Annotated in this window: 22 protein-coding genes and 2 pseudogenes; 8 read left to right on the top strand and 16 right to left on the bottom strand. The window is 65.9% G+C overall.

What is annotated here, in order from left to right; translation table 11 throughout:
• Window positions 1-219: 219 nt before the first annotated feature.
• On the top strand, window positions 220-882 hold the full coding sequence (locus tag C6V83_RS11175; RefSeq protein WP_105942458.1) for a hypothetical protein: 663 nt from the start codon (window positions 220-222) through the stop codon (window positions 880-882).
• A 6-nt stretch (window positions 883-888) separates the two neighbouring features.
• Here the strand turns inward: C6V83_RS11175 and C6V83_RS11170 are convergent, their stop codons facing one another.
• Window positions 889-2,160, bottom strand: a complete 1,272-nt coding sequence (locus C6V83_RS11170; protein WP_105942457.1) for a competence/damage-inducible protein A — start codon at window positions 2,158-2,160, stop codon at window positions 889-891.
• Window positions 2,161-2,385: 225 nt separating this feature from the next.
• On the opposite strand from C6V83_RS11170, the gene C6V83_RS11165 reads away from it, so the two are divergent.
• Entirely contained in the window at window positions 2,386-3,243 is an 858-nt protein-coding gene (locus tag C6V83_RS11165) for a universal stress protein (protein ID WP_105942456.1), read from the top strand.
• Window positions 3,244-3,258: 15 nt separating this feature from the next.
• Here the strand turns inward: C6V83_RS11165 and urtE are convergent, their stop codons facing one another.
• The 11 genes and pseudogenes from urtE to C6V83_RS11110 all read right to left on the bottom strand — a co-directional run bounded on the left by urtE (window position 3,259) and on the right by C6V83_RS11110 (window position 12,733).
• The gene (gene urtE / locus C6V83_RS11160) at window positions 3,259-3,951 is read right to left on the bottom strand and encodes an urea ABC transporter ATP-binding subunit UrtE (protein WP_105942455.1); all 693 of its coding nucleotides are present in this window, start codon (window positions 3,949-3,951) and stop codon (window positions 3,259-3,261) included.
• Between the two features lie 2 nt (window positions 3,952-3,953).
• Window positions 3,954-4,811, bottom strand: coding sequence for an urea ABC transporter ATP-binding protein UrtD (gene urtD / locus C6V83_RS11155; protein WP_234353692.1), 858 nt, complete (start codon window positions 4,809-4,811; stop codon window positions 3,954-3,956).
• Complete coding sequence (urtC, locus tag C6V83_RS11150) at window positions 4,808-5,941, bottom strand: urea ABC transporter permease subunit UrtC (RefSeq protein WP_105942454.1); 1,134 nt, start codon at window positions 5,939-5,941, stop codon at window positions 4,808-4,810. The genes urtD and urtC overlap by 4 nt, the downstream gene beginning before the upstream one ends.
• Window positions 5,938-6,825, bottom strand: coding sequence for an urea ABC transporter permease subunit UrtB (gene urtB, locus C6V83_RS11145; protein ID WP_105942453.1), 888 nt, complete (start codon window positions 6,823-6,825; stop codon window positions 5,938-5,940). The genes urtC and urtB overlap by 4 nt, the downstream gene beginning before the upstream one ends.
• 167 nt (window positions 6,826-6,992) lie before the next feature.
• Window positions 6,993-8,258: an urea ABC transporter substrate-binding protein gene (gene urtA, locus C6V83_RS11140; RefSeq protein WP_105942452.1), complete on the bottom strand. Its 1,266-nt coding sequence runs from the start codon at window positions 8,256-8,258 to the stop codon at window positions 6,993-6,995.
• A gap of 143 nt (window positions 8,259-8,401) precedes the next feature.
• Window positions 8,402-9,266 (bottom strand): annotated as a pseudogene (locus tag C6V83_RS11135) (SDR family NAD(P)-dependent oxidoreductase).
• 65 nt (window positions 9,267-9,331) lie between these two features.
• Entirely contained in the window at window positions 9,332-9,838 is a 507-nt protein-coding gene (locus tag C6V83_RS18740) for a glycoside hydrolase family 16 protein (protein ID WP_234353691.1), read from the bottom strand.
• Window positions 9,839-10,348: 510 nt separating this feature from the next.
• A complete protein-coding gene (locus C6V83_RS11125; RefSeq protein WP_105942450.1) occupies window positions 10,349-10,750 on the bottom strand; it encodes an arsenate-mycothiol transferase ArsC in 402 nt (133 codons plus the stop codon).
• A complete protein-coding gene (arsB, locus tag C6V83_RS11120) occupies window positions 10,747-11,838 on the bottom strand; it encodes an ACR3 family arsenite efflux transporter (protein WP_105942449.1) in 1,092 nt (363 codons plus the stop codon). Before arsB ends, C6V83_RS11125 begins: the two co-directional genes overlap by 4 nt.
• On the bottom strand, window positions 11,835-12,197 hold the full coding sequence (locus C6V83_RS11115; RefSeq protein ID WP_105942448.1) for an ArsR/SmtB family transcription factor: 363 nt from the start codon (window positions 12,195-12,197) through the stop codon (window positions 11,835-11,837). The genes arsB and C6V83_RS11115 overlap by 4 nt, the downstream gene beginning before the upstream one ends.
• 63 nt (window positions 12,198-12,260) lie before the next feature.
• A pseudogene (locus C6V83_RS11110) lies at window positions 12,261-12,733 on the bottom strand (ArsI/CadI family heavy metal resistance metalloenzyme).
• Window positions 12,734-12,830: 97 nt separating this feature from the next.
• On the opposite strand from C6V83_RS11110, the gene C6V83_RS11105 reads away from it, so the two are divergent.
• Window positions 12,831-13,184 carry an Rv2640c family ArsR-like transcriptional regulator gene (locus C6V83_RS11105; RefSeq protein ID WP_105942447.1) on the top strand — a complete coding sequence of 118 codons (354 nt, stop codon included), beginning with the start codon at window positions 12,831-12,833 and terminating at the stop codon, window positions 13,182-13,184.
• A gap of 416 nt (window positions 13,185-13,600) precedes the next feature.
• Here C6V83_RS11105 and C6V83_RS11100 read toward each other — a convergent pair whose 3' ends face one another.
• Window positions 13,601-14,500 (bottom strand): DUF6414 family protein, encoded by a 900-nt coding sequence (locus tag C6V83_RS11100; RefSeq protein WP_105942446.1) that lies wholly within the window; start codon window positions 14,498-14,500, stop codon window positions 13,601-13,603.
• 555 nt (window positions 14,501-15,055) lie between these two features.
• A protein-coding gene (locus C6V83_RS11090) for an IS3 family transposase (protein ID WP_105942444.1) occupies window positions 15,056-16,233 on the bottom strand; the annotation gives its coding sequence in 2 pieces (ribosomal slippage) (window positions 15,056-15,937 and window positions 15,940-16,233; 1,176 coding nt in all).
• Between the two features lie 637 nt (window positions 16,234-16,870).
• Between C6V83_RS11090 and C6V83_RS11085 the strand changes: the two genes are divergently transcribed.
• Window positions 16,871-17,575 carry a TlpA family protein disulfide reductase gene (locus tag C6V83_RS11085; RefSeq protein ID WP_325027302.1) on the top strand — a complete coding sequence of 235 codons (705 nt, stop codon included), beginning with the start codon at window positions 16,871-16,873 and terminating at the stop codon, window positions 17,573-17,575.
• Complete coding sequence (locus C6V83_RS11080) at window positions 17,575-18,378, top strand: cytochrome c biogenesis CcdA family protein (RefSeq protein WP_105942443.1); 804 nt, start codon at window positions 17,575-17,577, stop codon at window positions 18,376-18,378. Before C6V83_RS11085 ends, C6V83_RS11080 begins: the two co-directional genes overlap by 1 nt.
• A 103-nt stretch (window positions 18,379-18,481) precedes the next feature.
• Here C6V83_RS11080 and C6V83_RS11075 read toward each other — a convergent pair whose 3' ends face one another.
• Together C6V83_RS11075 and C6V83_RS11070 are read right to left on the bottom strand one after the other, a co-directional pair.
• Window positions 18,482-20,560, bottom strand: a complete 2,079-nt coding sequence (locus tag C6V83_RS11075) for a cytochrome c oxidase assembly protein (RefSeq protein WP_105942442.1) — start codon at window positions 20,558-20,560, stop codon at window positions 18,482-18,484.
• A 167-nt stretch (window positions 20,561-20,727) separates the two neighbouring features.
• On the bottom strand, window positions 20,728-21,270 hold the full coding sequence (locus tag C6V83_RS11070; RefSeq protein ID WP_199832496.1) for a copper resistance CopC family protein: 543 nt from the start codon (window positions 21,268-21,270) through the stop codon (window positions 20,728-20,730).
• A 200-nt stretch (window positions 21,271-21,470) separates the two neighbouring features.
• Here C6V83_RS11070 and C6V83_RS11065 point away from each other — a divergent pair, with 200 nt between their 5' ends.
• The 3 genes from C6V83_RS11065 (at window position 21,471) to C6V83_RS11055 (ending at window position 24,456) form a co-directional block, all read left to right on the top strand.
• Window positions 21,471-22,127, top strand: coding sequence for a DsbA family protein (locus C6V83_RS11065; RefSeq protein ID WP_105942440.1), 657 nt, complete (start codon window positions 21,471-21,473; stop codon window positions 22,125-22,127).
• Window positions 22,120-22,719, top strand: a complete 600-nt coding sequence (locus C6V83_RS11060; RefSeq protein ID WP_105942439.1) for a vitamin K epoxide reductase family protein — start codon at window positions 22,120-22,122, stop codon at window positions 22,717-22,719. Before C6V83_RS11065 ends, C6V83_RS11060 begins: the two co-directional genes overlap by 8 nt.
• 63 nt (window positions 22,720-22,782) lie before the next feature.
• Complete coding sequence (locus C6V83_RS11055) at window positions 22,783-24,456, top strand: cytochrome c biogenesis protein ResB (RefSeq protein WP_105942438.1); 1,674 nt, start codon at window positions 22,783-22,785, stop codon at window positions 24,454-24,456.
• Window positions 24,457-24,609: the final 153 nt, after the last annotated feature.

The following is a 24,609-nucleotide window of genomic DNA, read 5'->3' as shown; positions in this document are numbered from 1 at the left end:
TGGGCTGAATACAGAAGCCCGGAGCCGTACGGGCTTCCTGATCCGGATCGTACGCTGATCCGCGGTGCGGGCGCGCGCCGATTCCATGCCCGCCGCAGAATAGGCCCAGCGGCGTTGGCGCGCAGCGGATTCGGAATCGTCCACAGGACGGATCGGTGAGCGGTCGGGCTGTGGACGGCGCGGTGGAGCTCTGCGCCGGTCCACACCTACGGTCAGGGCATGAACCACAACGGGGGAACTGATCATGAGGTACAAGACACGCCGGGCCGCCGCCGATCCCGGATCGGCCGGCCGTGGGGCCCGGACCAGGCGGAGTCGATCCGCGCCGAACTGCTGGCCGCTTATCGCCTGACTCTGCGACGGCTGACCGTGGCGGACGGTATACCCAGTGCGGGGGTCTCGACGATGCGGGTGGTGGTCGAGGCCGCCGAAGATGCGGTCGAATCCTCCGAACCGGTGTGGCTGAGCACGGACCAGGTGGACGGCTACCTCGCCGCCGGAAGCCGGCCCGTCTCGACCGGGCACCTCGTCGGGGCCGGCCCGACGGGACTGCTCCTGTTCGACAAACCGATCGCGCAGGCGCTGCTGCCCGGCTCGGCACAGGGCACCGCACCGGTGCTGGGCGCACTGTGGTGGTCGTCGTACTTCGACGGCGAGACCTTCGACGTCGACGCCGACGAGCCGAACCTGGTCACCGTGCACGAACTCTCCACACAGGTCAGCCCGGGCTTCCCGTGGTGCGACGTGTGGGACGACTCCACACTCAGTGACCTCGGCTTCTTCTCGGTGGGCCTCGGCGGTGAGACAGTCCGGGACGAGGACGAGGATCTGTTGCCACCGCTGCTGCGACTGCTGATGTGCTACGGCGCCGTGCCCCGGTAGCCGCCGTCAGCGGAGCGCGTCCAGCACCAGGTGGAGCGCGAAGGTCGTGGCCAGCGTCCGCACCGTCGCGCGGTCGCCGGGGAACATCCGGGTGACGGTCCGGGTGGGCCGGCCGGCGATCGCGAGACCGAAGCACACGGTGCCGACCGGCTTGCCGGGGACCGCGCCGCCGGGTCCGGCGATGCCACTGGTCGATACGGCTACGTCTGCCCCGGTCACGTGACGGGCGCCGTCGGCCATCGCGGCGGCCACCGGCTCGCTGACCGCGCCGAGTTCGGCGATCAGCGTCTCCGGGACGCCGAGCGCACCGCTCTTGACCTCGTTCGCATACGACACGATTCCGCCGAGCACGTACGACGACGACCCCGCCCGGTCGGTCAGGCGCGCGGCGACCAAGCCGCCTGTGCACGACTCCGCGGTGGCGATCGTGCGACCGGTGAGCACCGCAGCGAGCGCGTCGTCGAGGGTGCTGCCGTCCAGGGCGAACAGCTGCGGCTCGTGCTCTTGCCGCAGAAGTGTCTCCAGTGCCCGGTACGCGGGGCCGGCGCTGCGCGGGAACCGGGTGTCGATCACCACCTCGCCGCCGCGCATGCACGTGGTGATCTCCAACTCGCCGAACCCGGGCAGCTCGGCCTCCGCGCGCCGCAGGGTCACCGCGAGCTCGGCCTCGGTCAGGCCGTACGCGCGGACGGTCCGGTGCTCCACATCGTCGCGGTCTGCCAGGGCGGCGGTGACGGCGGCCGTGTCGAGTGCCTGCGGCCACATCGCGCGCAGTTCGCGCGGCGGTCCGGGGAGGATCAGGACGGCCGGCCGGCCGTCGGTCGCGGGGATCGCCATTCCGGGTGCGGTGCCGGTCGGCGAGATCGGCTCCGCACCCTCGGGCACCGCGGCCTGTTTGCTGATCGCCGCGGTCAAAGCATCGGGCAGCGGATCGCCGTCGGCGTACCTCCGCCAACGGCGGATGATGCCGGTGATCTCCTGCGTCAGAACGGGATCCACGTGCAGGGGCCGATCGCAGAAGTCGGCGACGGTGGCCACCGTGAGGTCGTCGGCGGTCGGGCCCAGGCCGCCGGTGGTGACGATCAGATCGACCCGCTGATCGGTCAGGAAGTCCAGCTGGGCGAGCAGATCGGCGGGCCGGTCGCCGCAGATCGTCAGGTGGTCGACCGCGACGCCCGACTCGAGCAGCCGGGAGGCGACCCACGGACCGTTCTCATCGGGGATCTGTCCGCTGAGCACTTCGGTTCCGGTGACGATGATTCCTGCGCGCGCACTCACATGGCTGAGCCTAGGACACCGGTGTCCCGGCTGCCGCCTGGTGTCCGACGACGCACGAGCCGAGGCCGAGTGCTCTGCGCCGCAGTTCTGCGGCGAAGCTGTGCGTCGAGCGCCGCCGACCGGAATCATGGAGTCCATCGGCCCCGGATCGTCGCCAGAGCGGGGTCACTGAGACACCGAGGCTCAGCGCCGACCATGCGCCGCTGGGCGCCACGAGGAGCCGCCATGAGAATCTACGTCGCCTACCTGGCCACCGACGGGGGCGCCGATGCGGTCGCCATGGGCGTCCGGCTGGCCCGCACGTTGTCTGCCGCACTGGACATCGGCATGGTGCTGCCGCCGGACGTGCAGGCGCCGCTGCCGTCCGGCGAGGTCGGCCAGGCGCTGAGCGAGCAGGCCGGCCGGTGGCTCGCCGAAGCGCGGGACTCCGTGCCCGACGACGTCGACGTCGAGACGCACCTCGCGGTCTCCGAGTCCGCCGCCGAGGGCATCCTCGCCGAAGCCGAACGGGTGGGGGCGGCGGCGATCGTCGTCGGCGGCTCCGGCGGAGGTCTCGTCGGCGGTCACACCCTCGGGTCCGTCGTGAACGAGCTCGTGCACTCCTCGCCCCTCCCGCTGGTTCTCTCGCCGCGCGGTCTGCGGCGATCCAAAGTCGAACGGGTCCGAGAGATCACCTGCGCGCTGGGCCGTCGGGCCGGAGCACCGCACCTGTTCGACACCGCGATCCGGGCCGCGGAGCGCTCCGGGTGCCCATTGCGGGTGGTCTCACTGATCGCGCTCGACCACGCCTCGACCGGCACCGCACCCGACGATCAGGTGATCGCGGAGGCGACCGCGCACGCACAGGCTTCGTTCGACTCCGCGCGCGACCGCCTCTCCGCGAACACCGATGTGAGCTGGACCATCGTGTCCGGGCCGACCGTCGAAGACGCGGTGAACAAGCTCGACTGGCACGACGGCGACCTCATCATGGTCGGCTCCAGCAGACTGGCGGTGCAGCGGCGCCTGTTCCTGGGCTCCACCGCGGCGAAGATGCTCCGCGTCCTGCAGGTGCCGATGGTGATCGTCCCGAGAGCGTCGTAGCGGATACCGGCGGCGTCAGATCGCCATCGCAGCGCGGACGATCGACTCGGCGGCGGCGCCGCCGGCACCGGTGGAGGTGACCCGGCCGCTCTCCAGGATGTAGTAGCGCTCGGCCGCCTCCAGAGCGAAGCCGATGTGCTGCTCCACCAGGAGCACGCCGAGACCGCCGCGCCCGGTCAGCTCGGTGATGGTGCTCTCGATCTCGGCCACCACCGACGGCTGAATGCCCTCCGTCGGTTCGTCCAGGATCAGCATCTTCGGCTCCGTGATGAGGGCGCGGGCGATCGCGAGCTGCTGCCGCTGGCCGCCTGAGAGCAGTCCGGCCGGACGGTCGAGCAATTCGGTGAGCGCGGGGAAGAGGTCGAGCATCTCCGCGATCAGTTCCTTGCCGCGTTTGCGTCCGTCCGCCACCACCTGGAGGTTCTCCGCCGTGGTGAGCTGCGGAAAACTCTGCTGGCCCTGCGGAACGTAGGCGATGCCCTTGGCCACCCGCTTGCTCGGGCGGGTGCCGGTGAGGTCCTCACCGTCGAATCTGACGGTGCCGCCCGTGGTCTTCAACAGCCCGATCGCCGCGCGCAGCAGCGTGGTCTTGCCCGCCCCGTTGTGCCCCATGATCGCCACGACGCCGTCGCTCGGCACCGTCAGATCCACGCCGTGAATCACCTCGGTCCGGCCGTAACCGGCTCGGACGTCGTTCAGTTCGAGCATGATCAGCTCTCCTTCTCTGCCGCGGTCGGGGCGGCTGCGTCGGGGACCGCCTTCGCGGTTCCGAGGTACACCTCCTGGACCTTCGGGTCGGCCTGCACTTCGGCGACGGTGCCTTCGGCGAGAACCTTGCCCCGGGCCAGCACCGTGACCGAGGTCGCGAAGGCCCGCATGAACTCCATGTCGTGCTCGACGACGACCACCGTCCGCTCGCCGCCGATCCGGCGCAGCAGATCTCCGGTCTCCTCGCGCTCCTCGCCGCTCATCCCGGCGACCGGCTCGTCGAGCAGCAGCACCGAGGCGTTCTGCACCAGCAGCATGCCGATCTCCAGCCACTGTTTCTGGCCGTGCGCGAGTACGCCCGCGGGCTTGCCCCGGAGATCCTGCAGGCCGATGGTCTCCAGTGCTTCCTCGATGGCCTCGGGCACCTCCTTCGGGCGCCGCCTGAGCATCGTGCGGACGGATCGTCCCGCGCCGCATGCGATGTCGAGATTCTGCAGGACGCTCAGCTCCTCGAACACGCTCGCCGTCTGGAACGTCCGGCCGACGCCGAGCCGCGCGATCTGATGAACCTTCTTGCCGACCAGCTCCACCCCCGACTTCTCGATGGAGCCGCTCGCCGGAACCAGTCCGGTGATCGCGTCGATGATCGTCGTCTTGCCCGCCCCGTTCGGACCGATGAGGAACCGGAGATCACCCTGCAGCAGGGTCAGATCGACGTCGGAGACCGCCTTGAAGCCGCCGAACGAGACCGACAGTCCGCGCACCTGGAGGTAGTCGCTCGACATGCCGGCGTTTCCGCCCGGTCGGGGCTGATGCATGGCGTCGTCGACCATGGAGGCCAGATCCGTGCGCTTGGTCATGAGGTCGCTCCAATCGGCGTGGGGCTGGTGGGTACGGCGTCGTCGTCGGCGTCGGTCTTCGGTGGCTCACCGGGCTCGCCGGCGTGCCTGCGGCGGCGCGCTTTGAGCGCGGCGTAGATCCCGGCGAAACCGGCGGGGAAGAACCCGACGACGATGATGAACAGCAGGCCCTGGGCGTAGGTCCAGCCGGACGGGAAGCTCTCCGAGAGGCTGGTCTGCGCCCACGCGACGGCGACCGCGCCGACGACGGGACCGAGCAGGGTGGACCGGCCGCCGATCGCGACGCCGATCAGGAAGGCGATCGACGGGATGATCCCGACGTCGGCGGGGGAGATGATGCCGACGATCGGCACGAACAACGCGCCCGCGATCGAGGCGAACAGCGCGGCGACGGCGAAGGCGGCCACCTTGACGTTGGCCGGATCGTAGCCGAGGAAGCGGACGCGCTCCTCCTGGTCGCGCACGGCGACGAGGAGCTCCCCGTAGCGGCTGTACATCAGTTGCCGGACGATCGCGACGAGGATCAACAGGGTCGCCGCGGCGATGAAGAACAGCAGGCGGCGGTTCACCGGGTCGTTCAGCGCGAGGCCGAAGAAGCCGCGGAATCGGTTGAGACCGTTGCTGCCTCCAGTCGACTGCTGGCCGATCAGCAGGATGGCGAAGGCGGCGGCGAGCGCCTGCGAGAGGATCGCGAAGTACGCCCCCTTGACCTTGCGCTTGAACACGCCGAGGCCCAGCAGCACCGCGAGCAGGGTCGGGATCACCAGGATTCCGAGGATGGTCACGACGGGCGACGCGAACGGCTTCCAGTACGCCGGCAGTTCCTGGATCCCGGCGATCTGCATGAAGTCGGGGACGTCGTCGCCGCGATAGGTGGCGTCGGCGATCTTGAGGTGCATCGCCATGATGTACGCCCCGAGACCGAAGAACACGCCCTGGCCCAGGGTGAGCATGCCGCCGCGGCCCCAGGCGAGGCCGATGCCGACCGCGACCATGCCGAAGCACAGGAACTTGGCGAGCAGGTTCAGGCGGAAGTCGGACAGGACGGCGGGCGCCACCGCGAAGAGAAGCACCGCGGCGAGAGCGAAACCGCCCCAGACCTTCCAGTTGTCAGCGAAGTAGTTCCTCATACCAGGCTCCTCGATTGGACCGTGAAGAGTCCCTGCGGGCGGACCTGCAGGAAGACGATGATGAGCACGAAGACGATCACCTTCGCGACCGAGGCCGTGGTGCTGTACTCGATGAAGGAGTTGAGCAGGCCGAGGGCGACCGCCGCGATGACCGTGCCCTTGATGTGGCCGAGTCCGCCGATCACCACCACGAGGAAGGCGTCGATCAGGTACGACGTCCCCGTGTTCGAGCTGGTGGAGCCGATCAGGGTGAGGGCGACACCGGCGACCCCGGCCAATCCCGAGCCGATGAAGAACGTCGTCAGATCGGTTCGGCGACTGGAGATTCCGCTCGTCTCGGCGAGATCGCGGTGCTGCACGACGGCGCGGGTCCGTCGTCCCATCGCGGTGTACTTCATCATCGCCGCGAGTGCGACGACGCACACGATCGCCAGGATCATGATGAAGATGCGGGTCTTGGGGACCACGGCGCCGAAGAGCTCGATGCCGCCGCTGAGCCAGTCGGGTGTCACCACACGGACGGCGGGTGCGCCGAAGATGTCGCGGGCCACCTGCTGGAGGATCAGCCCGACGCCGAAGGTCACCAGCAGGGTGTCCAGCGGCCGGTGGTACATGCGCTGGATCAGGGTCACCTCCAACAGGACGCCGATCGGGCCGCCGACTCCGAAGCCGATGAAGAGCGAAGCGATGAAGGCGACTCCGGTGTCGGCGATCAGGTAGTGCTGCACCGTGTAGGCGGTGTACGAGCCGGCCATGATGAAGGATCCGTGCGCCATGTTGATGACGCCCATCTGGCCGAATGTCAGTGCCAGGCCGAGGGCGGCCAGGAGCAGGATGGATCCCAGACTCAGGCCGGTGAAGAGTTGTCCGATGAATACGTCCACGACAGGTCTCGTTCCTTGTCGGTCACGAAAGTGAGAAGTGTGGGGGAGACCCGTCGCTCGAAGCGGGGGTCGAGGTCCCGGCGGTCCGGTTCCGCGTCGTGGAGGCGCGGAACCGGACCGTCCGTGGGACCGAGGGGTCGACGGCGGAGTGAGCCGTCGTCAGGCGGTCAGCCGCTCAGACCCTTGGCCCAGGGGTAACCCTTGAGGTACGGGTCCGGCACGATCGGGGTGCCGGAATCCCAGACGGTGTAGATCAGGCCGTCGGAGCGGATCTCGCCGATCCGGGCCGTCTTGGAGACGTGGTTGTTCTCACCGTCGATGGTGACCAGACCCTCCGGAGCTTCGTAGCTGACGCCTCCCGCCGCCTGCTGGATGTCCGGCACGGCGAACGAGTTCGCCTTCTCGACGGTGTTCTTCCACAGGTACACCGAGGTGTAGGCGGCCTCCATCGGGTCCGAGGTCACCTTGTCCTGCCCGAACTTCGCCTTGTACGCGGCGACGAACTTCTTGTTCACCGGGGTGTCGATGGTCTGGTAGTAGTTCCAGGCGGTGAGCTGCCCCTCGATGTTCTGGACGCCGATGCCGCCGACTTCCTCCTCGGCGATGGACACCGAGATCACCGGCATGTCCTGGGCGGTCAGACCGACGTTCTTGTACTCGCGGAAGAACGCGACGTTCGAATCACCGTTGAGGGTGTTGAACACGGCGTCGGCGTCCGCGCTGCGCACCTTGTTGACGATGGTCGAGAAGTCGGTGGACCCGAGGGGCGTGTAGTCTTCGCCCTTGATCTCCATGCCGTTGGCGGCCGCGTACGCCTTGATCACCCGGTTCGCGGTCTGCGGGAACACGTAGTCGCTGCCGACCAGGTAGAGCGACTTGACGCCCTTCTCCTTCAGGTAGTCGAGCGCGGGCACGATCTGCTGATTGGTCGTCGCGCCGGTGTAGAAGATGTTCTTGGAGTCTTCCAGGCCCTCGTACTGCACGGGGTAGTAGAGCAGCGAGTTCCGGTCTTCGAAGACCGGGAGCATGGCCTTGCGGCTCGACGACGTCCAGCCGCCGAACACTGCGGCGACGCAGTCGCTGCTGATGAGTTTCTCGGCCTTCTCGGCGAACACGGTCGGCTCGGACGCACCGTCCTCGCCGATGATCTTGACCTGCTTGCCGAGCACGCCGCCGGCGCCGTTGATCTCCTCGACGGCGAGCTGGATAGCATTGCGCACCGTCACCTCGGAGATGGCCATGGTGCCCGAGAGCGAATTCAGCGAGCCGATCTTGATCTCCGGTCCCGAGGTGTCCACGCACGACTCGGCGTTCGAACCGGCATCGTCGTTCACCGAACTGCCGCAGGCCGAGAGCGCGACGGCGGCCGCGGTGAGAAGAGCCGGGAACAGAAGGCCTTTCCGGAGCCTGCCGGTACGGATGTCTTGATTCATCTGACGGACGCTTCTTTCAATCATGCCCGCGCACAAGGTGATTCCCCACAGATTCGGAATCGGTGCGCCGACGAGTGACTTTGACGCGTACGACGCTGTACACGTGAGAAAAGCTATCGCGGTGGAGTTTCGCCACCGTCTCCTCAGATGAACGGTAGGTGTCCGGGCCGGCGGTTCGACCGGCCTCTCCGTAACCGGGACGTCATAAGCCCAGTTGCGTGCGTCTGACAGAAGGCTCCGCGGCCCGCCCTTCCGGTGTGCGGAGTGCTCAGGCCGCGGGCAGGCCGGTGAGGGCCGGCGTCGCCGCGCGCGAGGCGGACAAGGGGAGCGGCGCCCCGTTCGGGCGTGAGGGCGAAGAGCCGCTTTATCGGTGTCCGGTAGCCGAGGTCGACGAGGAACGAGTCGCGGCCGAAGCTGGTGGCGACCACTCCCGGATGAACTGCGGCGGAGGCGATTCCGTCGTCGTTCCAGCGCTCGGCGATCCCGCGGGTGAAGAGGATGTTCATCAGCTTGCTGGTGCCGTAGGCCTGCAGCGAAATGACTCGTCGTCGTCGGTAGTCGAGATCGTCGAGATCGACTCGGCCCCAGCGGTTCCCAAGACTGGAGGTGTTGATCACCCGTGCGCTGTCCGAGGCGGCCAGCCGCTCACGTAGGAGGTTGGTCAGCAGGAACGGGGCGAGGTGGTTGATCTGGAAGTTCGGCTCGTGGCCGTCGGCGGTGGGCGTCTTCGGGTCAAAGGTCCCTCCGGCGTTGTTGACGAGGACGTCGATCCGGTCGACCTTCTCGCCGATCCGACCGGCGAGCTCGTGAACATCGTCGAGCCTTGGCGAAGTCCGCCGTCATCGCAATGGCGCCGGTCTCGGCAGCGACTGCGGCGGTCTTGGCTGCGGATCTGCCGACGAGGACCAGGTTCACGTCGGGGCCGGCGAGCGCGCGGGCGGCTGCCGCGCCGATTCCGTCGCTGGCGCCCGTGATGACGATGGTGTCGGTCCGTGCAGGAGTGGCCATGATCGCTCTCTGGGGTCGATGGACGGCGCCGGACCGGGCGCCCGCGGAGCGGACTGGCGACGGCGCTACGGTGTGTAGCGTATCCAGTCGACTGTCACCGTGGCGGAGTCGGTGGTGTTTCCGTCCGGTGCGCCCGGCCAGTCGCCGCCGACGGCGAGGTTGAGGATCACGTAGACGGGTTTGTCGAACACCCAGCGCTGACCGGCGCTCGGTGACGACTTGCTGATCGAGTAGAACTCCGCGCCGTCGAACAGGAAGCCCAGCTTCTCCCCGGTCTTGGTGACTCCGTAGGTGTGGAACTGTGACGGGTCGATGCCGGTCTTGTCCGATCCGAGCGTGTACCGGCCGGCCAAGGGGGCGAAGATCCCGCCGAGTGCGCTCAGGTCGAGTGATCCGGTACCCAGTCCGCCGGTCGACGTCGGACCGTGGATGCCCACGTGCACGAAGTTCGACCCGTTGATGTGCTCGGCGATGTCGACCTCGCCGCTCTCGGGAAATCCGGCGCTGTAGATGTCGGTGCCGAGGAGCCAGAACCCGCCCAGGCCTCGTTCGGGACGTTGCCGACCCGACACTCGAGCCCGGGTGCCCGTCTCGCGAGATTGACGGATTCGTGTCGACTCGACGGACGGGTGGTCCGTTAATTCGACACAGTGACGAATCAACGGCCGCTGGGGGCGCGCCTGTTGAGAAAGCGCGAATTGCGGCGGGGCTGCGGCCGGAGGTCGAGTCGCCGACGAGTCAAATCTCGGGCATGCTGCCGGATTCGCGTCCCGCTGCGCGGTGTGATTCCCGCTGCCTGATTCGGCGGCATGAATTGAATCGGGCAGCTGCGACTCGACCGGGGCTCCGACTCGACCGGGGGCCTCGATGTGCGGGATGTTGCGGCTGCCACGCGTGCGGCATGCGGAACTGGTAATGAGACGTGTTCAAGTAGGACGAGTTGCTGAGAGCGACGGCCTCGATTCGATCGATCAACGAATCTTCGGTGGCTAGTGGAACACCCTGCATATCGAATCCGTGCGTATGGCGGGCCCAGATCTGCACCGAGTCGACGTTGCTTCTGTCGCCTATTGAGCAGCGGCCTACTGTTTGAGTTCAGTGCTGAGGTTTCGGACGCGGGCGGTGATGTCGTCGCGGACCAGGCGCATGCGTTCGATGCCGTCGATACCGCGTTCGGAGGGCTCGTCGGTGTCCCAGTTGATGACGTTGACGCCGGGGGCGTCGACGACGGCTTCGCGGCCCAAGGTGATGACTTTGTCGACGCGGGCGAGCAGGGCTGGGTCGATGCCCACCGGGACGTGTCCGGTGATGTCGACGCCGACTTCGGCGAGGGCTTCGGCGGAGAGTGCGTTGACGGCGGTGCCGGGGCGGGTGCCGGCCGAGTGGACCTCGATCGCATCGCCGGCGGCTTGGCGCAGGAGGCCTTCGGCCATCACGGACTTGCCGCCGTTCTTGACGCAGACGAACAGCACGGATGGTGTCATGGCAGGCCCCTTTCGGTGGGCTGAGAAGTGTTGGGGGTGAACCGGTTGCGGAGGGCGAGGGAGACGTAGACCAGGGCGACCAGGACGGGGACCTCGATGAGTGGTCCGACGACGCCGGCGAGGGCTTGGCCGGAGGTGGCGCCGTAGGTGCCGATCGCGACGGCGATCGCGAGTTCGAAGTTGTTGCCCGCTGCTGTGAACGCGAGTGTGGTGGTTCGTTCGTAGCCGAGGCCCAGGAGGGCGCCGAGGAGGTAGCCGCCACCCCACATGATGGCGAAGTAGGCCAGTAGCGGCAGTGCGATGCGGGCGACGTCGGCGGGACGGGAGGTGATCTGGTCGCCTTGCAGACTGAAGAGCAGCACGATCGTGAACAACAGCCCGTAGAGGGCCCACGGCCCGATGCGAGGCAGGAACGACTGTTCGTACCAGTCTCTGCCGCGGCGACGTTCCCCGATCCGTCGACTGAGGTACCCGGCGAGCAGAGGGATGCCGAGGAAGATCAGCACTGACTTGGCGATCTGCCAGGGCGAGGCGTCGATCGTGGTCTGTTCCAGGCCGAGCCAGCCGGGCAGCACCGACAGGTAGAACCACCCCAGAACGGCGAACATCAGGACCTGGAATATCGAGTTGATCGCCACCAGCACGGCCGCGGCCTCGCGGTCGCCGCAGGCGAGGACATTCCAGATGATGACCATTGCGATGCAGCGGGCCAGGCCGACGATGATCAGTCCGGTGCGGTACTCGGGCAGGTCCGGCAGCAACAGCCACGCCAGGGCGAACATCAGTGCCGGGCCGACAACCCAGTTCAGGACCAGCGATCCAATGAGCAGGCGTCGATCGCCGGTGACGGTGCCGAGGCGGTCGTAGCGGACTTTCGCCAGGACCGGGTACATCATGATCAGCAACCCGAGGGCGATCGGCAGGGAGATCCCGTCGAGCTGGATCTTGTCGATGGCGGTGTTTAATCCCGGAATTTGGCGACCGAGCAGCAGTCCGGCGACCATCGCCAACCCGATCCACACCGGAAGGAACCGGTCCAGCGTCGACAACTTCCCGGCGACGCTGCGGCTCGGCGTCTGGACGCTCATGCCAGGGCCTTCCCGGTCAGCGGTGCCACGATGCCGGCGACGACGTCGAGGGCGGCCGGCACCACCCGATAGTGCACCCACGATCCGCGACGCTCGGACTCCAGGAGCCCAGCGGTCCGCAGGACCTTCAAGTGGTGGGAGACCGTCGGCTGCGAGACATCGACCGCCGGCGAGATGTCGCACACGCACGCCTGACCGCCGTCGTGGCTGGCGATCAGGCTGAACAACTGCAACCGCACCGGATCGGCGAGCGCCTTGAACACCGCGGCCGCCTGCACCGCCTGCTCGGGCGTCAACGGCTCACGCACCAGCGGCGAACACCGCACCGGCGAGCCTTCAATCCTCAACGACTTCGACATGTATCAATATTGACAGCTATCGATACTGTCTGCAACACGAAGGGCGGCGCGGTGAATGCAGCTTCAGCAGCACGAAGAGGCTGGTGTGCAGCACTCTGACGAGTCGGGCGAGGCCTGCGTCAGGCCCAGGTCCGAACCCTCCGAGGCGAGGTCGGGCGCTTCACCGAAGGTGTCCGAGTCGGCCAGGACGGTGTAGACCTCCCAGCGTTCCCCGTCAGGAGCGCCGACCCACACCTTGTCCTGGGTGGCGAAGCAGCAGGTGGTGTTGATCTGCTCCTCGGTGAACAATCCTTCGCCGGCGAGGCGGGCGATCTCGCCGTGAACGGTGTCGCTGGAGTCCACTTCGACACCGAGATGGTTGATGGTGCCGCCATCGCCGCGATTCTCCAGCAGAACCAGCTTCAGTGCGGGTTCGGCGATCGCGAAGTTCGCGTACCCGGGCTTAACCTTCGCGGGGCGGTGTTGAACAGCTTGCTGTAGAACGCGATCGACGCTTCCAGATCGTCAACATTAAGGGCGAGTTGCACGCGAGACATGAGAACCTCCAAGGCTTTGATGGATGTCGAAGTATCCGACTATTCCGTTATATCCCAGTACTTTGATACATGTCAAAGGGTTAGGTAGATTGGACCCATGCCCAAGTCACTGCCTGTTGTCGACGTCAGCGCTCCGATCTGCTGCGCTCCTTTGGCTGCCGGCCCGATGTCGACCGACAACGCTCTGGAACTCGCGCTGCGGCTCAAGGCTCTCGCCGACCCGATCCGCATCCAGATGATGTCTCTGCTCATGGCCGAGCCGACTCGCGAGAAGACAGCCAGTGACCTCGCGTCCGCGGTCGGCGTCTCCGGCGGCACCGCGACGCATCACCTCAATCAGCTTCGTGGCGCAGGGCTAGTCACCTCGGAACGTCGTGGTGTGAACAATTTCTACCGCGCTGAACCCGCCAATCTCGAAGCGCTTCGTGGGGTCCTCAACACCTGTTGCTGAAGGTGAGTTCCCGTTCAGGGATAGGTGTCTGTGGTACGCCAGGCTAGTTGGCGATTCTGCCAGCTAGTTGGCGAGGGCGACCTGGGGGTTCTTCTCGAACTGCCGATGCCGCTGTGCCAGACTTCTTGGCGAGAAATCCGGGCGCTCGTCCTGTACCTGTCACGCTCTCGACGTCCGGTGGGCTAGTCGAATCGCGTTGCGTCGCCAGGCTTGGACCACACCCATGCCTTCGCTTCAAACTCGTGGCCATCGTCGCACCGGCGCAACTCCGTTTCGCCGGTCTCCAGTTGTCGCACACCAATACTGTCCGAACCGCAGATCGGACAGTCGGAACTGCGGTTCTCCTTGACCCAGTCACCAATGCTGTTGTAAACCATATAAATCTCCAGAAGTTGCGCACAGCTGACAAATTGACGTTATTCGATGTCCAGTGATGGCCTCTGGACTGCTCTGTAGATCGCGAGGGGAACGACCCCAATCGCAGGCCATGATGGTGCGGCTACGAAGCCTGTCGCGGTGAGCATTCCACCAAGGCTGGCTGCCAGTTGGTCCAGCGCTGCTCGATCTATAGCTGATCCTCTTGCTGTAAGCCGATTTATGTGCGGTCTAATCTGCGCAAGAATCTGTTCAGGAGAGAGTTTTTCGCGTTCAGTCGGGATTGCCGCGACCTGCAATAGCGTAGTCATCTCGCTTGGTTCGGATCCAACTTGAGAAAGTAGTAGCTCCCGGCGCATTGGACCGAACTCGTGTGCGTGCGGTATCTCGCCCATGAAGCCGACCTCGTAGTCGTCGGCGACGGCGGTGCGTACAGACACCGTGATTGAATCGCCGTATAGTGCTTCGATCGTACCTAGCAATCCTTCCAACTCTGAGGGAGAATCAGATAGTGCGGTGCTGAGACGGCGAAAAGCCCCGGCAATACTTGCGACATCACTCAATTGAGTCGGAGCCGTCACGCGGAGGAGCATCCCCGGGCTGATCGAGTCTCTCACTTTGCCTCGAAGCCAGAACTTTCGCTTACTCATTTTGTCGGAGACATCAGCGAGCAGGCCCAGGGCTGTAGCTGACTCTTCCAGCTGTGACACATGCAGGTCGGCCAGTGCGAGCGTCTGCGAACTATTCTCGCCGATCTCCTTGCCAATCGACGCGACGCGTCGTAGACCTGCGGCAATACTGAGCGAGCGAGACTTGGCCTCACTTCGCTCTTCTGGAAGTCCATCACTCAGCTGTGCGAGCAGACTGCCCGTTCGCTCGCGATCGATATACAGGTAATCGCGCACGTCGAACTCGGACGACTCTGGCAGCATGTTCGGCATCCGAGGACCTCAACTTCGTTTGTTCGTACGGTTCCCAGCCTACCTCCCGACCACTGGTCGCGCCTGTCGCTACAGGTCAGAACCTCCACCGAAACGTGACGATCGACTGGTTTCGTCCTACCGATTTGTGGAAGGCTGTGGTCAGGGCGCGGTGTCGCCGCGACAACTCCTCGTTGTCGACCATGAGAGTGTCTACTTCGTCAGTGGGGCCCCCGGTGTAGGAGTAGATTGCGGTCGACAGAGATTCTTTATGTAGCTGAGCGACGTCTCTGGCCGCCCCCGCAAGATCTGCGTCTATCAAGGCAAGACGTTCCACTAGGACAGTCATCATTGTCACTGAATGAATCGGGTGTGGAGCACCGGTCGTTTCCGCGTCGAACGGGTCGGAAGCCCCACCTCCGAGATTTACCATAGTTTCGTATGCCTGAGCGAGAATTGCTTGTCGTCCGTACGATAGTCGCGCTAATCCGCTCGTAGAGCGCAGCAGCTCGGCCCGTTTCCAAGCGGCAATCTCCCGCCGTGGGGTCTGCTGCACGGATAGGTGACAGTGGTTAGTCACGCCGCGAGGGCGACGTCCTTGGTCATGATGGTCTCGAACTCGATGGGCGTCAAACGGCCCAGGCGGGCCTGTCTCCGGCGGCGGTGGTAGGTCCGCTCGATCCAGGTGACGATCGCGGTGCGCAACTGTTCCCGGGTGGTCCAGGAACGGCGGTTAAGGACGTTCTTCTGCAACAGGCTGAAGAACGATTCCATGGCCGCGTTGTCGCCGGCAGCGCCGACTCTGCCCATCGATCCGACCATGCGGTGGCGGTTGATCTCGTGCAGGAACTTCCGGCTGCGAAATTGACTGCCTCTATCGCTGTGGATCACGCAACCGGCGACCTGGCCGCGCAGGGCGACGGCGTTGCGCAGCGCGTTCACCGCCAGGCGCGACTTCATCCTGGAGTCGATGGAGTAGCCGACGATCTTGTTGCTGAACACGTCCTTGATCGCGCAGAGGTAGAGCTTGCCCTCGGCGGTGCGGTGCTCGGTGATGTCGGTCAGCCAGAGCCGGTTCGGAGCGTCCGCAGTGAAGTCGCGGCCCACGAGGTCGTCGTGAACGGGCGGGCCGACCTTGCGGCCCTTCCCGCGGGCCTTGCGCTTGCCGAACACCGACCACCAGCCGTTCGCCGAGGTGATCTTCCACGCAGTCCGGTCGGCCATCGGCTCCCCGGCGTCGCGGGCTTCGTCGGCCAGCAGCCGGTGCCCGAACTCGGGGTCGTCGCGGTGCGCATCGAACAGCGCGTTGGCCCGATACGCCTCCATCAGTTCGGCGTTCGTGATCGGCTGTCGCAACCACCGGTAGTACGGGGCGCGGGAGAGCTTGAGGACCCGGCACGTCACCGTGACGGGGATCCCGTCACCAGCGAGCTCTCTCACGAGCGGGTAGAGCCTTTTCCCGGCAGATGCGCCTGCGACAGATACGCCGCCGCCCGCCGCAGCACCTCCACCTCCTGCTCCAGCAGCCGGTTGCGCTGCCGCAACTCACGAAGCTCGGCGTCGCGGTCGTCGGGTAAGACCGAGCCGGTCTCGGCGGCGATCTCTGCAGCGCGGGAGCGGGCGAGCCACTTCGTCAACGTCATCGGGTGAACCCCGAAATCTTTCGCGATCTGCTCGACCGTCACCCCGGGTTCACGGTTCTCCGCGACACGCACCACGTCGTCGCGGAACTCCTTCGGGTAGGGCTTGGGCACGATGGCATCCTTCCAGGCCCACCCTCCCGGGCAAGCCAGATCAGATGTCACCTATCCGTGCAGCAGACCCAGGGAGGGTTTGGATGATGTCCCATCAGCGTTGGCAGTCCGGAATGCAGGTGCCGGTTGAACTGTGGTTGGCCGCGTCGGGACCAACTGCCTCGCAGGAAGGCGACCCCGGTGTTGCAGGCTGGGCGTTCGTCCTTGAGTCCGGGCCGCACTCGAGAGTCGAGGCACAGGCAGTGCTCGCTCGTTCGGCGCACCGTGCAGCTCTGCTCGGACTGGGTGCTGCAGTGGAAGTCCTTCGTCGTCCGAGTCTTCTGACCGTGCACTGTGCTCAGCAGAGCATTGTCGACTCCATCAATCGGGATCTTGCGCGAATACGGCGTGGAGAGTTTCGGAAGAAGCAGAAGAACACAGATGTTTGGAGGCACGTGCTCCTGGCTGCTGATCGGCAAGGCCACCACTTTGGTGTGGCGGTATGTGCCGCGGGAGCCGATGGGCGTTTCGATGATCTCTTAGCCCGGGCGCGACGGGCGAGAAGAGAGGGGCCATCCTCGTCTGGAGCCAGCGACGGCTAGCGTGAGCACACACCTGGGTCGTCGGCCCTCGCTCGGTTTCTGGAACACTGGGTGTCGTGGCCGCTTCCCCTCGTGTCTCCGGTCTGGGAGCACCATCCGGTGCCAGCTTCTTCTCTCGGGTCGCCCTGTCGAGGCTGTATGGATTCGAGGCGTCGGTACGGGTGCGTGTGTTTCGGCTAGCGGCGGTGGTTCTGGCCGGCGTGGTGGCGTTGATGACTCTTGCTGGTTGCAGCGGAGGTGACGACGCCGTGGTTCAGGGGCAGGGAAACCAGATCGTCGCTCCGGGGGGTAAGACCGTCATCGAGTACCCGCTGGCTGACCGTAAACCGATCGGTGCGGTGTCAGGGCCGAACATCTTCCCCGACGAGGGCGAGGTGAATCTTGCCGATTACCGGGGCAAGGTGGTGGTGGTGAACGTGTGGGCGTCGTGGTGTCCGCCGTGCCGCGTGGAAGCAACGGAGCTTGAGAAGGTCTTCAATGCCACGAAGTCGCGTGGGGTTCAGGTTGTCGGGATCGATTTCCGTGACAACCGTGGCGCGGCGCAGGATTTCGCCCGGGATCGCGCTCTGACCTACCCGTCGCTGTATGACTACGGCGGGCGCACGCTCAAGGCGCTCGGCGTGCCGGTCGGCGCGGTGCCGACCACCGTGGTCCTGGACCGCCAGTTGCGTCCGGCGGTGGTCTACCTGAAGGCGATCAACGAGGAAGAACTGACCGGGGCTGTCGAGCGTGTGCTGGCCGAGAGCGACGCAGAGGGGTGATGTCCACGTCGTTGGCCAGTGTCGCCGAGACCTTCGCCAATACCGCTGCGTCGGGGCCGTTGGTGCTTGCGATCGGGGTGTGTGTGCTGGTCGGGTTGGTGTCGTTCGCGTCGCCGTGTGTGATTCCGCTGGTGCCGGGTTACCTCTCTTATCTGGCGGGCCTGGTCGGCGCGGAGGCTCCGGCCGCGACGCCGGACGAGCCGCGGAAGAAGGGCCGACTGCGGGTGGTCGGTGCCGCGCTGCTGTTCGTCCTGGGCTTCACGGTGGTCTACACGCTGTTCACGGTGGCCTTCTTCGGCCTGACCGGCGCGTTGTACGACGAGAGCCGCATGCTGCTGTTGCAGCGTATCGGCGGTGTCGTGGTGATCGTGATGGGCCTGGTGTTCATCGGGACGATCAGGACCAAGGATCATCGTCTACCTATGCCGGTGAAGCTCTCGAACTGGTTCGGAGCACCGATTCTGGGGGCGGTGTTCGCCGTCGGCTGGATCCCGTGCACCAGCGCGACGCTGTCGGTGGTGTTGGTCACCGCGAGCGGCACGGACGGGATGGATGCCTTCCGCGGCACGGTGCTGGTGGTGGCGTACTGCCTGGGTCTGGGGCTGCCCTTTGTGATTCTTGCTTTCTCCTCGGCATGGGCGGTCCGCGGCCTGGCTTTCCTGCGCCGCAATGCCCGCGTGATTCAGGTGATCGGCGGGATCGCGATGATCGCGGTCGGCGTGCTCCTGCTTTTCGGCTGGTGGAACGAACTCGTCGACTGGATCCGGATCACATTCATGTTCGACGTGGTGCTACCGATATGAGTGCCCCGGCTGTTGCGATCACGTGCCGCGCACCGGATCGGCGAGGTGGCCGGTCGCCGTCGATCACGCCGGCTCGTCTGATCGGGCCACCCCCCACGCCTGGTCAGTGAGAGTCGTCTCCGGGGCGGGGTCGTTCGGCTCGCATTTGGGTGAGCATGGCGTTGTAGCTGGCCAGTTCGGCGTCCTGGTCGCGGTCTTCTTTGCGGTCGAATCGTGCGGCTGCTCGGGTGCCCGACCGTTGCCATTGGATCAGCAGGGCGAGCATGACGACGATGAGGGGGAATTCGCCGGTGGCCCATGCGATGCCGCCGTCGACTTGCTGATCGGCGTAGAGGTCGTGTCCTGGCCAGCCGAGTCCGAGGGAGCGGTACCAGTCGCCGGCGATCAGGGCGGTGGTCATCATGAGCGCGACGCCGAAGAAGGCGTGGAAGGGGAGCGATCCCCACACGATGCCGAGTTTGGCGACGGGGGAGAGTTGACGCGGTGCGGGGTCGATTCCGATGACGATCCAGTAGAAGAGGTAGCCGCTGATCAGGAAGTGCAGATTCATCGCCAGGTGCGCGGAGTGGTTCTCGACAATCGCCTCGAAGACGCCGCCCAGATATAGGATGTAGAAGCTGCCGACGAACACGGTCACCGCGATCAGCGGGTGGGTGACGAAACGCGAGTACTTGCTGTGGATGCCGGAGAGGATCCATTCGCGCGGGCCGGGCGGGTTGTCACGGCCGGCCGGCGGGATCGCCCGCAACGCGAGGGTGACCGGTGCGCCGAGCACCATCAGGACCGGCACCATCATCGACAGCATCATATGGCTCATCATGTGCACGCTGAACACCGCGGGCGCGTACTTGCCCAGCCCTGACGAGGTCGCGATGAGCAGCGCCGCGCAACCGAGCAGCCAGGCGATGGTCCGGCCGACCGGCCAGGGGTCACCCCGCTTACGCAACCGAACCACGCCGAGTACATAGACGACAGCCGCGACGATCGCGAAGGTGCCGAAGATCAGATCGAAGCGCCAGTCGAAGGCGAGTTGTGCCAGCGACGGGGCCTGGTCGAGCCGGTAGCCGAGCTTCTCCTCGGTTACATTCACTTCGGCGGTCTCCAGGACCGGTGGTGGAGTTCGGGACAGTCCAGCGGCCAGGCCGAAGGCGGTAGCGAACACCAATGCCTCGACTGCGGCGAGCCGTACGAACAGCGAGGTGCGCGGTTCATCGGTCTGTTCGAGCTCGGCGATCGTCCGGCGACGGTGCACCAGGCCCAGCACGCCGGCGATCAGCAGCGCGGCGAGTTTGGCGAGCACCACCAGCCCGTAGGTGCTGGTGAACACCTGGCCGATACTGACGCGCAGGAGGGCGTTGACCACACCGCTGAACGCGACCACGATCAGACACCAGAACGCGACCCGCGAATAGCGGCGCAGCGCGAGGTTACGCCAGCGTCCCTTGCCGAAGCAGTACGCGAGGACGACCACGAGCCCGCCCGTCCATGCGGCGGCGGCGACGATGTGCAGGATCAGGCTGTTGGTGCCCAGGTCGTGATTGCCCCCGGCCGAGGAATGCCCGGACAGCGCCGGCGGCATGAGCGAGAGGAACCCCAGGATGATCACCAGCAGCGTCCAGCCCCACTTCAGGGCGGCACGCGCGATCACCGCGGCGGCGATCGCGAAGATCGCCGACCACAGCAGGTACGTCGACTGCGGGTTGACCCCGCAGACCCCGAGCACCTCACTCGGACCGATGGTCTCGGCGCATCGGGTGATCGTGGTCGCCAGACCCCACCCGGAGAAGTTGGCCATCGAGACCGGGATCAGGGCCAGCGAGATCATGCTCCAGCACGCGAACGCGGCCGAGGACCAACGCAGGGCCCGGTAGCCGCCGACGTCGAGTTGACCGTCGCTCTGCGGTGGCACGAAGAACGCCGCGAAGATGGCCCCGCCGAAACCGATCGCGGCGAACAGCTGTCCGGTGGCGGTCAGCACCGGCTGGCCGTACACCGCGGCCCAGCCCGGATCAGGAAGACCGGTGAGTCGCACCGCGGTCGCCGCGCTTATCGCGGTGACGACCACCGCCGCCATCGCCGCGACGAGCCCCATCGCCAGAATCAGCCGGCGGCGAGGGCTCGACGGATCCCGCAGGCTGTCACGGTCAGCACCGGCCTGCGCGCGCGGAGTGGTCGTGCTCATGACGCGGTACTCATGGCTCCACTCTAAGGCCGACAAACCGGCGTGCTGAAAACGAGCAGCACCCACGCTCGGGCGCAGCTCACGACAAACCCGGGCCCGGACGCCTCTTGGCGACCGGCGCTATCACGCAGGTCACCGCAGGCCGCGTCGAATAGGGGCGGGGAGACTCAGGACCGGCGGTGCCGGAGCAGCAGCACCACTGCGGCGGCGACCACCACTGCTATTGCCAACCCGATCAGGACCCACGCCCACCACGCCAGCCCGTGTTCGGAGTTGGTGAAGCTGTCGTCGGGAGCGGCCTGCTCACCGGGGGCACCGTCACCGGCCACGGCCAGGGTGAAGGTCCGCTGGCCCTGCACCACGTGACCGTCGGCCGAGGTGACCCGGAAATTGATCTCGTACTTGCCTGCGGGGCCAAGGGAGTTCACCGGCACCGAGACGGCGTTGCCTTCAACGGCTGCTTGTCCCTGCTGGTAGAAGTTGCGGTCAGGCCCCACGACTGTGAGGTGGGCGAACTCGGGGCGAAGGTTCTCGTTGAAGGTCACCGCCACCTGGCCGGGCGAGGTCTGCACCGTGGCCCCGTCTGCCGGGCTGGAACCGGTGGCACCGGTGTGCGCCGCGGCGACTCCGACACCGGTCAGCAGCGTGGCCAGAAAAAGGGCTCCGGCAATCGCCGCAGCGAACGAACGGGAGACTCGACAAACGCTCATATGCCACATGCTGCCAGGTCCGCTACCGTTGAGCGGTGCCGGTCCCTCGCACGTCCCTACACAGTTCAGGGTGTGCAGGTGGCGGCGCTTCTCCCACTTCGCGGCATCCTCCCCGCAGAACGGAAGGGGAGCACCGCCTGCTCGTGCGAGTACACCCGCGAAGCCGAGTCAGCGCCTGTCCCGAACCGAAAGCAGAACTTGTGACCAAGAGCACCAAAATATCGATAGCGCTAGCAGCGGTCGTTGTTCTGACGATCGGAATTTTCCTCTTCGTGAGCGCCCGAGACGACGATTCTGACATCAGCGCCGTCAACGGACCATCAACGGCGGCGAACACCGAGCTCCTGGTCCGCGCGGACAGCAACAAACTCTCCAACGGGCCAGAGGCTACCTTCGTCGAGTTCCTCGACTTCGAGTGCGAAGGCTGTCTGGCGGCGTTCCCCGCGGTGGAGGAACTGCGCACCAAGTACGGGGACCGGGTCACCTTCGTGGTTCGTCACATGCCCCTGCACAACAACTCGATGAACGCCGCCCTGGCCTCGGAGGCCGCGGCGAACCAAGGCAAGTTCGAACCCATGTACAAACGACTGTTCGAGACCGTCGGTGAATGGGGACACAAAGAGGACTCCCAGGAGGAGTACTTCGCGGGCCTGGCCCGCGACCTCGGTCTGGACATGAATCAGTACTCCGCTGATGTGAAAGATCCCGCCACGCGTGCGCGTGTTGATCAGAGCACCAAAGACGGCACAGCCCTCGGTGTACAGGGAACTCCGACCTTCTTCCTGAACGGGGAACGGCTCAACCCGAGGACCGCTCAGGACCTGCAGGCAGCCTTCGACAACGCGCTCGATGAGTGACCGCGCTACCACGAACCATCGGGGTCTGGCGGTACTGCTGACAGCCGGAGGTGTCATCGGGCTGGTCGCCGCGACGGCGCTGCTGGTCGAGAAGATCGCTCTGCTCAAGAACCCGGACTACATTCCGACATGCAGCATCAACCCGGTGCTCTCATGCGGATCGGTGATGACCACACCGCAAGCCGAAGCATTCGGCATCCCGAACCCGATCCTCGGTGTCGCTGGCTTTGCCGTGTGCGCAACGATCGGCGCGGCGCTGTTGGCCGGCGCCGACTTCTATCGCTGGTTCTGGCTGGGATTGCAGGCCGGGGTCACGTTCGCGGTGGTGTTCGTGCACTGGCTGATCTTCCAGAGCCTGTACCGGATCGGTGCCCTGTGCCCGTACTGCATGGTGGTGTGGGCGGTGACAATACCGATCTTCGTCGGAGTGACCGTCACGAATCTGCAACCGCTGGCCCAGCGGGGGCGACCGTACAGCCGCGTCATCGCTGTTGTGATCGAGTACCGGAGCCTGATCGTCACCGCCTGGTTCGCCCTGATCATCATCGCGATCACAGTCCGATTCTGGGACTACTGGACATCGCTGGTGTGAATCACCCCTTGAATCCGCGCACACGGACCCGATGACCTTCCCGTTCGACGTGGAGTTGGCCATATGACACAGACCGCCACCGCCCCGAGCCCGCCGCGTCCCGGCCCGGCCCGGCCGGGGCCGTTGCGCCGCTGGCTAATCAACCCGCTGCGCAAGTCCTGGCACGAGCTGACGTCGATGCGCACCGCGCTGGCCCTGCTGTTCCTGCTGGCCCTCGCCGCGATCCCGGGCGCACTGCTGCCCCAGCGCGACCTGAACGAGGGAAAGACGCAGCGGTACATCGCCGACCGCGGTGAACTCGGCGTCTGGATGGACCGCTTCCAGCTGTTCGAGGTCTTCTCGTCGGCCTGGTTCACCGCGATCTACGTGTTGCTGTTCGTGTCCCTGATCGGCTGCATCACCCCGCGCTGCTGGGAGTTCATCGAGCAATTGCGTGCCGAACCGGTCAAAGCGCCGCGCAACCTCAGCCGCCTGCCACGCCACCTGACCCAAACCGTCGACGGCACCCCGGAGGAACTATCCGAACGCGTCACCGCGAATCTACGTGGGTGGCGCACCAAGACCCGCGTCGTCGAACCATCCAAGACATATCCAGGCGGGGCCGTCGAAGTCTCCGCAGAGAAGGGCTACCTGCGCGAGGTCGGGAACCTGACCTTCCACATCTCGCTGGTGGCGCTGCTGGTGACCATCGCGGTCGGGAAGCTCTTCGGGTACGAGGGGACGCGCATCCTGGTGGCCGACGACGACCAAGTCCTCTGCAACACCTCCACCGCCGTGTACGACAGCTTCCGATCCGGTGCGATGGTCGACGGCACCGATCTTTCACCGTTCTGCATCACCGTCGACGAGTTCGAGGCCAGCTTCCTGCCCAACGGGCAGCCGGACATGTACACCTCGGACGTGTCGTACACGACTGACGTGTCCAAGCCCGAGGACCAGTGGGACAAGGGCATGATTCGCGTCAATCATCCGCTGCGGATCGCCGGGGACCGGATCTATGTCCTCGGCAACGGTTTCGCGCCGACCTTCACCGTGACCTGGCCCAACGGCGAGTCACGCACGCAGACCGCGCCGTTCCTCCCGCAGGACGTCCAGACCATGCTCTCCGATGGCGCCGTGCGCTTTGACACCCCGGCCGGGATGTACCCGGACGAGGACGAGCGCCGCAAGCACCAGGTCGCCATCGCCGGCCTCTTCGCTCCCTACCCGACCTATCACGCCACCTTGCTGCTTTCACAGTCAGCGCAGGTGAATAACCCGGCGGTCGCGATCCGCGTGTACGTCGGCGACGCAGGCCTGGACACCGGCCGCGCGCAGAGCGTCTACACCTTGGATCGCTCGCTGATCGACCAGGATCGCCTGGTGCGCAAGGCTTCGGTGAACCTCGACGTCGGCCAGAGCACGACGCTGCCCGGTGGCACCGTGATCCGATTCGACGGCTACAAGCGCTGGGTATCCATGCAGGTCAGTCACGACCCCGCCCAGAACTGGGTGCTGGTCTCGTCGGTGGTGATGGTGGTCGGACTTGTAGTGTCCATGCTGGTTCGACGGCGACGTCTCTGGGTACGCCTGGCGCCTGACAATTCCGGTGGCGGCGACTTCTCAAGTCTACGACGTACTGTCGTAGAAGTCGCCGGTCTGGCCCGTACAGACCAGGCCGGCTGGGGGGACGGTTTCGACGAGCAGGCCCGCGGCCTGACAGTCGACGGAGGACGCGTGAAACCCGGGAAGCTGTAGAACGACGCAAACGTGGACCAGAAGTGAGCGATTACGTCGACGCCGCGTTGAGTGGATCGACGGACGATACAGATCACGAGCACGACTAACGCGTGGGCTGGACCGCGACAGTGCGTTCACCCATCGGCGGCGACCGGACTGGAACGCCCCAGA

The organism is Gordonia iterans, assembly GCF_002993285.1.
In the GTDB taxonomy this organism is placed as follows: domain Bacteria; phylum Actinomycetota; class Actinomycetes; order Mycobacteriales; family Mycobacteriaceae; genus Gordonia; species Gordonia iterans.
The sequence above is the reverse complement of the archived record's forward strand: the minus strand, read 5'-3'. Positions and strand labels throughout refer to the sequence as shown.